The sequence below is a fragment of the Mycolicibacterium chlorophenolicum genome (assembly GCF_001044235.1).
GTDB lineage: Bacteria > Actinomycetota > Actinomycetes > Mycobacteriales > Mycobacteriaceae > Mycobacterium > Mycobacterium chlorophenolicum.
The window spans coordinates 47,370-58,419 of the sequence record NZ_JYNL01000044.1 but is presented as its reverse complement, the minus strand read 5'-3'; the positions used below and the strand labels follow the sequence as shown (position 1 = coordinate 58,419).

12 protein-coding genes are annotated in these 11,050 nt (G+C 68.4%); 8 read left to right on the top strand and 4 right to left on the bottom strand.

What is annotated here, in order from left to right; genetic code table 11:
- A partial coding sequence (locus MCHLDSM_RS18650; RefSeq protein WP_048471446.1) for a helix-turn-helix domain-containing protein occupies positions 1-511 on the bottom strand: 511 nt, incomplete at its 3' end.
- Between the two features lie 262 nt (positions 512-773).
- Here MCHLDSM_RS18650 and MCHLDSM_RS18645 point away from each other — a divergent pair.
- The 5 genes from MCHLDSM_RS18645 (at position 774) to MCHLDSM_RS18625 (ending at position 3,977) form a co-directional block, all read left to right on the top strand.
- On the top strand, positions 774-1,115 hold the full coding sequence (locus MCHLDSM_RS18645; protein ID WP_048417978.1) for a DMT family transporter: 342 nt from the start codon (positions 774-776) through the stop codon (positions 1,113-1,115).
- 3 nt (positions 1,116-1,118) lie between these two features.
- Positions 1,119-1,439, top strand: a complete 321-nt coding sequence (locus MCHLDSM_RS18640) for a DMT family transporter (RefSeq protein ID WP_048471445.1) — start codon at positions 1,119-1,121, stop codon at positions 1,437-1,439.
- A gap of 157 nt (positions 1,440-1,596) precedes the next feature.
- Positions 1,597-2,274, top strand: coding sequence for a cutinase family protein (locus MCHLDSM_RS18635; RefSeq protein ID WP_082168965.1), 678 nt, complete (start codon positions 1,597-1,599; stop codon positions 2,272-2,274).
- Between the two features lie 161 nt (positions 2,275-2,435).
- The gene (locus MCHLDSM_RS37790; protein WP_048471444.1) at positions 2,436-3,338 is read left to right on the top strand and encodes a hypothetical protein; all 903 of its coding nucleotides are present in this window, start codon (positions 2,436-2,438) and stop codon (positions 3,336-3,338) included.
- A 195-nt stretch (positions 3,339-3,533) separates the two neighbouring features.
- Positions 3,534-3,977: a universal stress protein gene (locus MCHLDSM_RS18625; protein ID WP_048421529.1), complete on the top strand. Its 444-nt coding sequence runs from the start codon at positions 3,534-3,536 to the stop codon at positions 3,975-3,977.
- Between the two features lie 66 nt (positions 3,978-4,043).
- On the opposite strand, the gene MCHLDSM_RS18620 is transcribed toward MCHLDSM_RS18625, so the two are convergent.
- A complete protein-coding gene (locus MCHLDSM_RS18620) occupies positions 4,044-4,928 on the bottom strand; it encodes a fructose bisphosphate aldolase (protein WP_048471443.1) in 885 nt (294 codons plus the stop codon).
- Positions 4,929-4,962: 34 nt separating this feature from the next.
- Positions 4,963-5,652: an MBL fold metallo-hydrolase gene (locus MCHLDSM_RS18615; protein ID WP_048471442.1), complete on the bottom strand. Its 690-nt coding sequence runs from the start codon at positions 5,650-5,652 to the stop codon at positions 4,963-4,965.
- A gap of 138 nt (positions 5,653-5,790) precedes the next feature.
- Between MCHLDSM_RS18615 and uvrA the strand changes: the two genes are divergently transcribed.
- Positions 5,791-8,694, top strand: a complete 2,904-nt coding sequence (gene uvrA / locus MCHLDSM_RS18610) for an excinuclease ABC subunit UvrA (RefSeq protein WP_048471454.1) — start codon at positions 5,791-5,793, stop codon at positions 8,692-8,694.
- A 4-nt stretch (positions 8,695-8,698) separates the two neighbouring features.
- Positions 8,699-9,202, top strand: a complete 504-nt coding sequence (locus tag MCHLDSM_RS18605) for a GNAT family N-acetyltransferase (protein WP_109788876.1) — start codon at positions 8,699-8,701, stop codon at positions 9,200-9,202.
- A 20-nt stretch (positions 9,203-9,222) separates the two neighbouring features.
- Here MCHLDSM_RS18605 and MCHLDSM_RS18600 read toward each other — a convergent pair whose 3' ends face one another.
- Positions 9,223-10,389: a winged helix DNA-binding domain-containing protein gene (locus MCHLDSM_RS18600; protein ID WP_048471441.1), complete on the bottom strand. Its 1,167-nt coding sequence runs from the start codon at positions 10,387-10,389 to the stop codon at positions 9,223-9,225.
- A gap of 105 nt (positions 10,390-10,494) precedes the next feature.
- Between MCHLDSM_RS18600 and MCHLDSM_RS18595 the strand changes: the two genes are divergently transcribed.
- The gene (locus tag MCHLDSM_RS18595) at positions 10,495-10,989 is read left to right on the top strand and encodes a lipoprotein LpqH (protein ID WP_048471440.1); all 495 of its coding nucleotides are present in this window, start codon (positions 10,495-10,497) and stop codon (positions 10,987-10,989) included.
- The last annotated feature ends 61 nt before the right edge of the window (positions 10,990-11,050 follow it).

The window sequence follows — 11,050 nt, the reverse complement described above, 5'->3', positions numbered from 1 at the left end:
TCACGGAGATGGCGTAGCGGGAGTGGTCGTCGAGCCAGTCCAGTATTTCGACGTGGGTGCGGTCGGCGAGCCACCAGTGGGTGAAGTCGGCTTGCCATCGTTCGTTGGGTTGTTCGGCGGCGAAGCGGATGTAGGAGCTCTTGGGTCGTTTCCGGGGTGTGGGTTCGACGAGGCCGGCGGCGTGTAGGTGGCGGCTGATCGATGCCGCTGACACGGTCGTGGCGTGATGGTGGCGCAGGTGCCAGGCGATGGTTGACGGGCCGCTGTCGAGGCCTTTGCTGGACAGTTCGGCGCGCAGCTCGACGATCAGGGCGATCGTGGTGTCAGGCAGACGGGTCGGGCTGGTGTGTGGACGCCGCGAGCGCGGCTCGAAGGCCGCGTCGCCGTCCAGTCGGTACCGGGCGACCAGCCGCGATATCCAGGACTGCGACACCCCGTAGTCGCGGGCGACATCGGATTGGCTGCGCCCCTCGAAGACGACCGCGGTGATGACCAGACGAGCCTTCGACATAGCGCTGACGGTCACCCCGCCCGGCTATACCGATGTGTTGCGACACCCTATGCGTATGTCCTGAAACACCACANTGATGACCAGACGAGCCTTCGACATAGCGCTGACGGTCACCCCGCCCGGCTATACCGATGTGTTGCGACACCCTATGCGTATGTCCTGAAACACCACACCGTCACTCGCTCGTATGGGCGGTGCTCCACCGGGTTTCCGGTGGACCCGCCCGCTTTCGACCCCGGCCACGCCAGTACGTTGAGTCGTCATGACGTGGCTTCTGCTGTTGCTCGCCATCGTCAGCGAGGTGGCGGCGACGTTGTCGCTCAAGGCCGCCATGACCACTCCCGCGCTGTACGTGATCGTCGTCAGCGGCTACCTCGCCTCCTTCGTCTTCCTGACCTTCGTGCTCAAGCGGGGCATGGGACTCGGTGTCGCGTACGGCATCTGGGGCGCCATCGGGGTGGCGCTGACCGCCGTGCTGTCAGCGGTCGTCTTCGGCGAGGCGTTCACCGCGGTGATGGGCATCGGGATGGTGTGCATCATCGGCGGCGTACTGCTCGTGGAGATCGGCTCACATCGCGTCGACGACCCGTCCGACGGTGCGTGAGCGGTGCAGTACCTGCTACTGATGGCGGCCATCGGGTCGGAGGTCACCGGGACGCTGGCCCTGCGGGTCGCGGCGGCCGGCCGGCGCGCGTTCTACGGTGTGGTCGTCGTCGGCTATATCGTGGCCTTCACCTTGCTGTCGGCGTCGCTGCAGCACGGCATGCCTCTGGGCGTCGCCTACGGGATCTGGGCGGCGGCCGGGGTCGCGCTGACCGCCGCTGCGTCGCGCCTGCTGTTCCGGGAACCGCTCACCCCGACGATGATCGGCGGCATGGGTCTGATCGTGGCCGGCGTGCTCCTGGTGGAGGTCGGTGCGTCGCGCTGATTCATCCACCTCATTTGTCCCGCCAGCGAAAGCACCGCACGAATATCCGACAATCGCCGAATTCCCTAGCGTCCGCGCAACACGGTTCGGCAACTGATCGATCACCGTTGGGTTGCCCCGCTGGCGGAGTTTGCTGAAACTGTGTCACCGTGTTCGCGTGCGCACTCGCCAGGCCGCCCGTGCCCTCGGAGTCGCGGTGACCACCGCGTTGGCATTGTGCACCACCACCGTTCGGGCGCCGGTCGCGTCCGCGGACGCGTGCCCCGACGTGGAGGTCGTGTTCGCACGCGGCACCAGTGACAAGCCCGGCTTCGGTCCAGTGGGCAAGCAGTTCATCACCACCCTGCAGAAGAAGCTGATCGGCAAGAAGATCTCCGCGTACGCGGTGGATTATTCAGCCAGTTGGGACTTCTCGAAGTCGACGTCCGAGGGGGCGGTCGACGCGAACAAACACGTGCAGTACACGGCCGGGGTCTGCCCGAACACCAAGATCGTGCTGGGTGGCATCTCGCAGGGTGCCGGTGTCATCGATCTCATCACCATCGGCAAGCGCCGACTGTGGTTCTTCACGCCGTCGCCCCTGCCCGACACGATGGTCAATCACGTTGCGGCGATCGCGGTGTTCGGCAATCCGTCTCGGGACTACTCCACGCTCGGGCCGCTGACCACGCTGAGCCCGCTGTACGGCAGCAGGGCCATCGACCTGTGCGCCGCCAACGATCCGTACTGCACCAAGGGCGCCGACCTGTTTGCCCATTTCTCCTATCTGTGGAACGGAATGATCGATCAGGCCGCCGTGTTCGCCGCGCGACGGGTGCTGGGTACCGCGACCTGAGCTCGACGTCGGTGTCCCGGCGCACTTCTCCGGCCTGCTTCGCCCCCATCACCAAACCACCTCGCGGCGATATCTATTCGGTAACCGGATCATCGGCCCGGGCGCGGACGCGCTAGGTTTCTCGTCGGCGGGGGGCGCCGATGAGAGTTCAGGGAAAGACGATGCCAGCCAACATCACTCGCGTCGGTGCCGGGTTCGCGGTGACGGTGCTGTACCTCCTCGGCGCGGGAAGCGTGACGGCTGCCGCCGAACCCAGTCCGGGAGTGCCCTGCCTGGACATGGTGCAGCAGCTGGCCGCGTCGCCGCCGTCGGTTCCCGAGGTGCTCGAGACGGCCGCCAACGCGCTCAACGGCATTGTGCCCGACGAGGCGCCGGCGGCGGCGCCCGCGCCGGCGCCTGAGGTCGTGCACGGTCTGACAGCGCTGGCACCCCCGGGCCCGGTGCCGGCGCCGGTCGAGGCGGCGCCGATCGCCGCGGCGCCTATCGAGGAGGCGGCCGCGATTCAGGAGCCCGCCGCTGCGGCGGTTCCCGTTGTGGCGCCGTCGATTCCGGCCGCTCTACCGCCGGTTCCGGTTGTCGCCGCACCCGCGCCGCCGGCCGCGCCGCTGACGCAGTCCGCCGCAGCGGTACCGGAGGTGCCGGTGGCCGAAGCCGCCCCTGCCGTTCCTGCGCCCGTGCCGGCGGCCCCGCCCCCGCCGGTGGTCGGCGATGCCGTCGTACCCGAAGTCGCCCCCGCCGTTCCCGCGTCCGACGTCGTTGTCCCCGAGGCATTTTCGGCACCGGCGGTGCCGCCCGTCGCCGAGGTGCCGGCCGCGGCTGCCGCAGAGGTCCCGGCCGAGGTCGCTGTCCCGCCGGTCGACGCGGCGCCCATCGTGCACGCCGCGGCCGTCCCGGCCCCGTTGCCCGGACCCGCGGTGCCGGTGGTGCCGGTACCGGCCCCTCTTGCGGCGCCCGCGGTCCCGGTTCCCGTCGTCCCCCTGCCCGATGCGGTGTCCGGTCTGCCTCTGCTTCCCGCGAGCCTGCCGGTTCCGCAGGACCTGGTCTGTGAAGGCACGGCATGGTGACCGGCGTCTGGTTGCCGCACTGATCGATCGCCGTTGTCGGCAGCGTCACGTCAGCGTCGGCATCGTGACGTTGCCGGAGCATTCGGTGCCAGATCCTGGGCAAATGGCCCCTCGGTGTGGTGAATTACCCCCATGTTCGCCGGATACCGGGTTACTGTCTCGGGTGGCGTAGGAACTGACACTGGGAGGATATGGATGAGCGCCTATCAAACCGTGGTGGTCGGCACGGACGGCTCGGATTCGTCGTTGCGTGCGGTGGACCGTGCCGGTCAGATCGCCGCCGGGTCGGGCGCGAAGCTCGTCGTCGCGACCGCCTACTTCCCGCAGAGCGAGGACCAGCGCGCCGCGGACGTACTGAAGGACGAGGGCTACAAGATGTCGGGCAACGCCCCGATCTACGCGATCCTGCGGGAGGCCCGCGATCGCGCGAAGGCAGCCGGCGCCGAGAGCATCGAGGAGAAGGCGGTGGTCGGCGCCCCGGTCGATGCGCTCGTCGATCTCGTCGAGGAACTGGGTGCTGATCTGCTGGTGGTCGGCAACGTCGGGCTGAGCACCATCGCCGGACGTCTGCTGGGATCGGTTCCCGCGAACGTGGCGCGTCGGTCGAAGTCCGATGTGCTGATCGTGCACACGTCCTGACAGACCGCAGAACGAGAAAACCCTGGGCCGGCACGCCGACCCAGGGTTTTTCTCGTCTGCGTGCGATCAGGTGGCGGACGCCTTCGCGATCGCGGTGATCGCGGCGTCCAGCGTCGCGTTGAACTGCTCGTCACTCTGCTGAGCCGTCAGCCCCTCGGTGAGCGCGCGGGAGAAGCTCGCGATCACACCGTGGTTCGCCGCCAGTTTCTCGCAGGCCTCGTCGCGGTCGTACCCGCCGGACAACGCCACCACCCGCACCACCTTCGGGTGCTCGACCAGGTCGCGGTACAGGTTGTCCACGCTGGGCAGCGTCAGCTTCAGCATCACGGACTGACCGTCGTCGAGGCGGTCCAGAGCCTCCAGCAGCGCGGCCTTGAGCTGGTCCTCGGCCTCCGCCTTCTGCGGGCTGTGGATGTCGACCTCGGGCTCGATGATCGGCACCAGGCCCGCGGCCAGGATCTGCCGGCCGATCTCGAACTGCTGATCGACCACGGCCTGCAGCCCGGCGCCGGGCGTCTTGATGACCGACCGCATCTTGGTGCCGAAGACGCCCTTGTCCCGGGCGCGGGTCAGCAGTTCGTCGAGGCCGGGGATCGGCTTCATGACCTGGGCGCCGTCCTTCTCGTCGGCGAGACCCTTGTCGACCTTCAGGAAAGGCACGATGTGCTTGACGTTCCAGAGGTAGTCCGCGGTCGGACGTCCGTCGACGTCGCGGTCCATCGTGTCCTCGAACAGGATCGCGCCCAGCACGCGCTCGCCGTCGAAACTCGGGCTCGTGATGATGCGGGTCCGCATCTCGTGCACCAGGTCGAACATTTGGTCGTCGCCGGAGTAGGAGTCCTCGGCGATGCCGTAGAGCTTCAAGGCCTTGGGCGTGCTGCCGCCGCTCTGGTCGAGCGCTGCGATGAAGCCGGTGCCACGTTGCACCTTGCTGAACTGTTCGGTGTTCATGTTCCCTTCCTGATGGTCCTCGGCAGGAGCGCGGTCACCAACCGCGCTCACGCCACTCGTCCAGGTGTGGACGTTCGGCTCCGAGGGTGGTGTCGTCGCCGTGTCCTGGATACACGACGGTCTGATCCGCGAAGACGTCGAACACCCGGCTGGACACATCGCCCAGCAGCTGCTCGAAGTCGCCTTCCTTCCAGGTCTTGCCGACGCCGCCGGGAAACAGGCAGTCGCCGGTGAACAGGTGCACGCGCTCGCCGCCGTCGGCATCGCGGTCCGCGCCGCGCAGGGCGAGCGCCACCGATCCGGGGGTGTGGCCGCGCAGATGGATGACGTCGAAGTGCAGATCGCCGATGTCGACGCTGTCGCCGTCGGCCAGCAGTCGGTCCGGTGTGACCGGCAGCGGATCGGCGTCCAGGCGGTGCGCTGCGGTGGTGGCCCCGGTGACGTCGACCACCTGCTCGAGCGCCAGCCAGTGGTCCTGATGTTGATGGCTGGTCACGATCAGCGACAGTGTGGGGGCGTACCGGTCCAGCAGTTCGAGCAGGATCGGGGCGTCGTTGGCCGCGTCGATGAGGACCGTCTCACCAGTGCGGGAACAGGTCACCAGATAGGCGTTGTTGTCCATGGGGCCCACCGACACCTTGACGATCGAGGCGCCGGGAAGCGTGCGCCGCGCGGCCGCGCGCGGTTCCACGTGACCCGTGTAGTTGTCGTCGACGACGGTCATGGTGACTCACGTTACTGAACGTCATGGGGCCTCCGCCGCCACCGCGGATGAAAGCTGTCGGTGGGTCGACCTAGCATGGTCTGTACTGCGTCCGTGGGGCGCATCGGGCACTTCTTCTTGTCGGAGGGAAAGGACACCGTGGCTGACCGCCTAGTTGTCAAAGGTGCCCGGGAGCACAATCTGCGTGGCGTCGATCTGGACCTGCCGCGCGACGCGATGATCGTGTTCACCGGGCTGTCGGGCTCCGGCAAATCGTCGCTGGCCTTCGACACGATCTTCGCCGAGGGGCAGCGCCGCTACGTGGAATCGCTGTCGGCCTACGCGCGCCAGTTCCTCGGTCAGATGGACAAGCCGGACGTCGACTTCATCGAGGGCTTGTCGCCCGCGGTGTCGATCGACCAGAAGTCGACCAACCGCAACCCGCGGTCGACTGTGGGCACCATCACCGAGGTCTACGACTACCTCCGTCTGCTGTATGCCCGCGCCGGCACCCCGCACTGCCCGGTCTGCGGGGAGCGCATCGCCCGTCAGACGCCGCAGCAGATCGTCGACCAGGTGCTCGCGATGGACGAGGGTCTCCGATTCCAGGTTCTCGCGCCCGTGGTCCGTACCCGCAAGGGTGAGTTCGTCGACCTGTTCGACAAGCTGAACACCCAGGGCTACAGCCGTGTTCGCGTCGACGGTGTGGTGCACTCGCTGACCGACCCGCCGAAGCTGAAGAAGCAGGAGAAGCACGACATCGAGGTCGTGGTCGACCGCCTGACGGTGAAGGCGTCGGCCAAGCAGCGGCTCACCGACTCGGTCGAGACCGCGCTGAACCTCGCCGACGGCATCGTGGTGCTCGAGTTCGTCGACCGCGAGGACGACCACCCGCACCGTGAGCAGCGGTTCTCCGAGAAGCTGGCCTGCCCCAACGGTCATCCGCTGGCCGTGGACGACCTGGAGCCGCGGTCGTTCTCGTTCAACTCCCCGTACGGCGCCTGCCCGGAGTGCACCGGGCTGGGCATCCGCAAGGAGGTCGACCCCGACCTCGTGGTGCCGGATCCGGACCTGACGCTGGCCGAGGGCGCCATCGCCCCGTGGTCGATGGGGCACACTGCCGAGTACTTCACCCGGATGCTGGCCGGCCTCGGTGACCAGCTCGGGTTCGACGTGAACACCCCGTGGAAGAAGCTTCCGGCCAAGGCGCGCAAGGCGATTCTCGAAGGCTGCGACGAGCAGGTGCACGTGCGGTACAAGAACCGCTACGGCCGTACCCGGTCCTACTACGCCGACTTCGAGGGCGTGATGGCGTTCCTGCAGCGCCGCATGGAGCAGACCGACTCCGAGCAGATGAAGGAGCGCCTCGAGGGCTTCATGCGCGACGTGCCGTGCCCCGAATGCAACGGCACCCGTCTCAAGCCCGAGATCCTCGCGGTGACGATGACCGCGGGCAGCTTCGGCGCGAAGTCGATCGCCGAGGTGGCCGAACTGTCGATCGCCGACTGCGCCGACTTCCTCAACGCGCTCACGCTGGGCACCCGCGAGGCCGCGATCGCGGGCCAGGTGCTCAAGGAGATCCAGTCCCGGCTGGGGTTCCTGCTCGACGTCGGCCTCGACTACCTGTCGTTGTCGCGGGCGGCGGGCACGCTCAGTGGTGGCGAGGCGCAACGTATTCGGCTCGCCACCCAGATCGGGTCGGGTCTGGTCGGCGTGCTCTACGTGCTCGACGAACCGTCGATCGGGCTGCATCAGCGCGACAACCGCCGGCTGATCGACACGCTCGTGCGCTTACGAGATCTGGGCAACACGCTGATCGTCGTCGAACACGACCTCGACACCATCGCCCACGCCGACTGGGTGGTCGACATCGGCCCCGCCGCGGGGGAGCACGGCGGCCAGATCGTGCACAGCGGCACCTACCAGGACCTGCTGAAGAACCCGGAGTCGATCACCGGGGCCTACCTGTCGGGCAAGGAGGAGATCGAGGTCCCGGCGATGCGGCGGGTCCCCGACAAGAAGCGTCAACTCACCGTCGTCGGTGCGCGCGAACACAATCTGCGCGAGATCGACGTGGCGTTCCCGCTCGGCGTGCTGACCTCGGTGACGGGCGTGTCCGGTTCGGGCAAGTCCACTCTGGTCAACGACATCCTGGCCTCGGTGCTGGCCAACAAGCTCAACGGCGCGCGCCTGGTGCCCGGTCGGCACACCCGCGTCAACGGCCTGGACCACCTCGACAAGCTGGTGCGGGTGGACCAGTCGCCGATCGGGCGGACCCCGCGGTCCAATCCGGCGACCTACACCGGGGTGTTCGACAAGATCCGGACGCTGTTCGCCGCCACGACGGAAGCCAAGGTCCGCGGCTACCAACCGGGCCGATTCTCGTTCAACGTCAAGGGCGGTCGCTGCGAGGCGTGCTCGGGCGACGGCACGATCAAGATCGAGATGAACTTCCTGCCCGACGTGTACGTGCCGTGCGAGGTGTGCCAGGGCGCGCGGTACAACCGCGAGACGCTCGAGGTGCACTACAAGGGCAAGACCATCGCCGAGGTGCTCGACATGTCGATCGAGGAGGCCGCCGAGTTCTTCGCGCCGATCAGCTCGATCCACCGCTACCTCAAGACGCTGGTGGACGTCGGTCTCGGGTACGTCCGGCTGGGTCAGCCGGCGCCGACGCTGTCGGGCGGTGAGGCGCAGCGCGTCAAGCTGGCCTCGGAACTCCAGAAGCGATCCACCGGCCGGACCATCTACATCCTCGACGAGCCCACCACGGGACTGCACTTCGAGGACATCCGCAAACTGCTGACCGTGATCAACGGCCTTGTCGACAAAGGCAATACGGTCATCGTGATCGAGCACAACCTCGACGTCATCAAGACCTCCGACTGGATCGTCGACATGGGCCCCGAGGGCGGTTCGGGTGGCGGCACCGTGGTGGCCACCGGCACCCCCGAGGACGTGGCCGCGGACCCGGCCAGCTACACGGGCCACTTCCTCGCCGAGACGCTCGGCGTGCAACGGGCCAGGCCGAAGACCCGCAGCCGCCGCAAGGTCAGCGCCTGATTCGGTGGGCACACCGGTGACGGTGCGGCCGGCCACGACTGCTGACCTCGGGACCGTCGCCGACATCTATGCGCACTATGTCCGGTCAGGTGTCGCGACGTTCGAGGTGGACCCGCCGACGCGCGACGAATTGTCGAGCCGACTCGGCGGCGTCACGGCGGTCGGGTTGCCGTATCTGGTGGCCGAGATCGACGGGCAGGTGGCCGGTTACGCCTACTGCGCGCCGTGGAAGACCAGACCCGCGTACCGGTTCACCGTCGAGGACTCGGTGTACGTCGCGCCGCACGCGACCGGCCGGGGCATCGGCGGCGCGCTCCTCGACGCGCTTCTCGACCACTGCGCCGCGGCGGGGATCCGTCAGGTGATCGCGGTCATCGTGGATGCCGACGCCACGGGATCGCTCACTCTGCACCGTCAGCGGGGCTTCGTCGACGCCGGACGGCTGTCAGCGGTCGGGTTCAAACACGGTCGCTGGCTGGACACCATCCTTCTCCAGCGAACGCTGTAGCTCTGCTGCCGTCGTAGAGTTCACGACCTACCTCTGCTCAGCGGTGAGGGAAACCTCGGGTTGATCCGGACGCCGTCGAGCCATGCCGTCAGCTCGTCGGCGCGCGCCTCGAGCGCCGAGGCCGCCCGGCGGCCCACCTTCTCGAGCAGAGCCAGCTCCACCCGGCCGGCAGCGTCCTGACGCCAGGCGCCGACGATCCGGCCGTCGACCCACACCGTCGGGCCGGCGTTGCCGTTGCGGTCGAACACCTCGGCCCGGTGCGGGCCCACGTACCAGTCCCGGTCGAACCAGCCCATCGTCGTGGGGTCCAGCGACGGCAGCAGGGCGCACCACGGTCCGGGATCTGGATCGTCCTCGTCGTCGGGGAGCACATACCCGAGCGCTCCGTCCAGCTGCACTTCTTCGGCATCGATGGCGGACAACGCTTTTCGGGCCCACGTCAGGGTGCTCCCGAACCACCACTTGACATCGGTGAGGGTCGCCGGCCCGAACGTCGTCAGCCAGCGCGCTACGAGCGCGGCACTGGCGGTGTCGGCGTCGGCGCCGTCGTTGGGCGGCAGCCAGTCCACGGCCGGCACCCATCGCGGACGCGACGTGATCCAGCCGCCGTCGTTGGGACCGCGCACGATGTCGCCGCGCGCCGAGAGCACCGTCAGCACCCGCGGGGCGAGGTGGCTCTCACCGCCCCATGTCTTCCCCGGGGCCGGATCGTAGGTGCCGTGCAGCTCCGGCAACGCCTCCCGGAGCTCACGGGCACTGGACGGGCCCGAGGCGCGCAGGTGGCGCAGCGCCGCGTCCCCGGCCCTGGCCAGCCAGGCCAGCCCGTCGGGGGCCACGCCGGCACGTTCCACATCGGCGGCGAGCCGCCGGGTCTCGTTGGCCGCCACCCGGTCGCTGGCGGCGGCCTGCACGGCGGGCATGTCCGCCGGCCGCACCACCCACAGCGTCCTGCGCATCGCCAGGTGTTTGACCAGGCTGCGGTCCTGATACAGCGCAGCGTCCAGATCCGCAGAGGTGAAGTCGTGCAGCCGCGCCCACAGCGACAGGTACGGCGTCACCGGATCGGTGGCATGCAGTGCGACGAGGCGTCCGGTCACATCGGCCGCCGACGCCGACGCGGCGACCGGGCTCAGAAGATGGCGGCGCGCCAGACGTGCGCGGCGCTGCTCGACGGTGAAGGTGCGCATCGTCTCTCGACCGTAGCCAAAGTTGGGATCGGTAGCGGCTGCCCACGCCTTGACTTCTTCCCAGACGACGCCACCGAGGCGGAGTACGACGAAGGGAAGCAAACGATGAAGCGAGTTGCCGCAAGTGTGATCGGTCTGGCCGCGGGCGCCGCCATGCTGGTGGGCTGCTCCGGCGACAAGGACGCCGCCCCCAGCTCGGGCACCCAGAGCTCGCAAGCCACCACCGCGCAGGTCGCCCAGGGCGGCACCACCGAGGTGAAGGTCGACGGCGCGGATCTCGCCGGGCTGGACCTGAACTCGGTCACCTGCGTCAAGCAGGGCGGCAAGATCAACGTCGCCAGCGGCGCGATCGGCGGCCAGCAGGGGCTGGGCATCGTGATGACCGACGCGGCGCCTCCGGTCGTCGAATCGCTCGGCATGGTGGTCGACGGCAATGCGCTCGCGGTCGCCAACGCGATGGGCGCCAAGAGCGGTTCGGCGGAGGTCAAGGTCGACGGCGACCGATACACGATCACCGGCGAGGCGGTGGGCGCCGATATGAGCAACCCGATGGCCGGCATGATCACCAAGCCGTTCACCGTGACCGTGACCTGCAGCTGAGAGATGCCGGGCAGGGGAGCGGCGGGCGCCCCCGACGCGTCCGTCGCTCCCTATGATGACG

What these genes read in the sequence shown, in the direction of transcription:
- MCHLDSM_RS37790 (WP_048471444.1), top strand. Translation starts at nt 2,436, where the DNA reads ATGCCAGCCAACATCACTCGCGTCGGTGCCGGGTTCGCGGTGACGGTG.
- MCHLDSM_RS18620 (WP_048471443.1), bottom strand. Translation starts at nt 4,928, where the DNA reads ATGAACACCGAACAGTTCAGCAAGGTGCAACGTGGCACCGGCTTCATC.
- MCHLDSM_RS18615 (WP_048471442.1), bottom strand. Translation starts at nt 5,652, where the DNA reads ATGACCGTCGTCGACGACAACTACACGGGTCACGTGGAACCGCGCGCG.
- MCHLDSM_RS18645 (WP_048417978.1), top strand. Translation starts at nt 774, where the DNA reads ATGACGTGGCTTCTGCTGTTGCTCGCCATCGTCAGCGAGGTGGCGGCG.
- MCHLDSM_RS18600 (WP_048471441.1), bottom strand. Translation starts at nt 10,389, where the DNA reads ATGCGCACCTTCACCGTCGAGCAGCGCCGCGCACGTCTGGCGCGCCGC.
- MCHLDSM_RS18625 (WP_048421529.1), top strand. Translation starts at nt 3,534, where the DNA reads ATGAGCGCCTATCAAACCGTGGTGGTCGGCACGGACGGCTCGGATTCG.
- MCHLDSM_RS18595 (WP_048471440.1), top strand. Translation starts at nt 10,495, where the DNA reads ATGAAGCGAGTTGCCGCAAGTGTGATCGGTCTGGCCGCGGGCGCCGCC.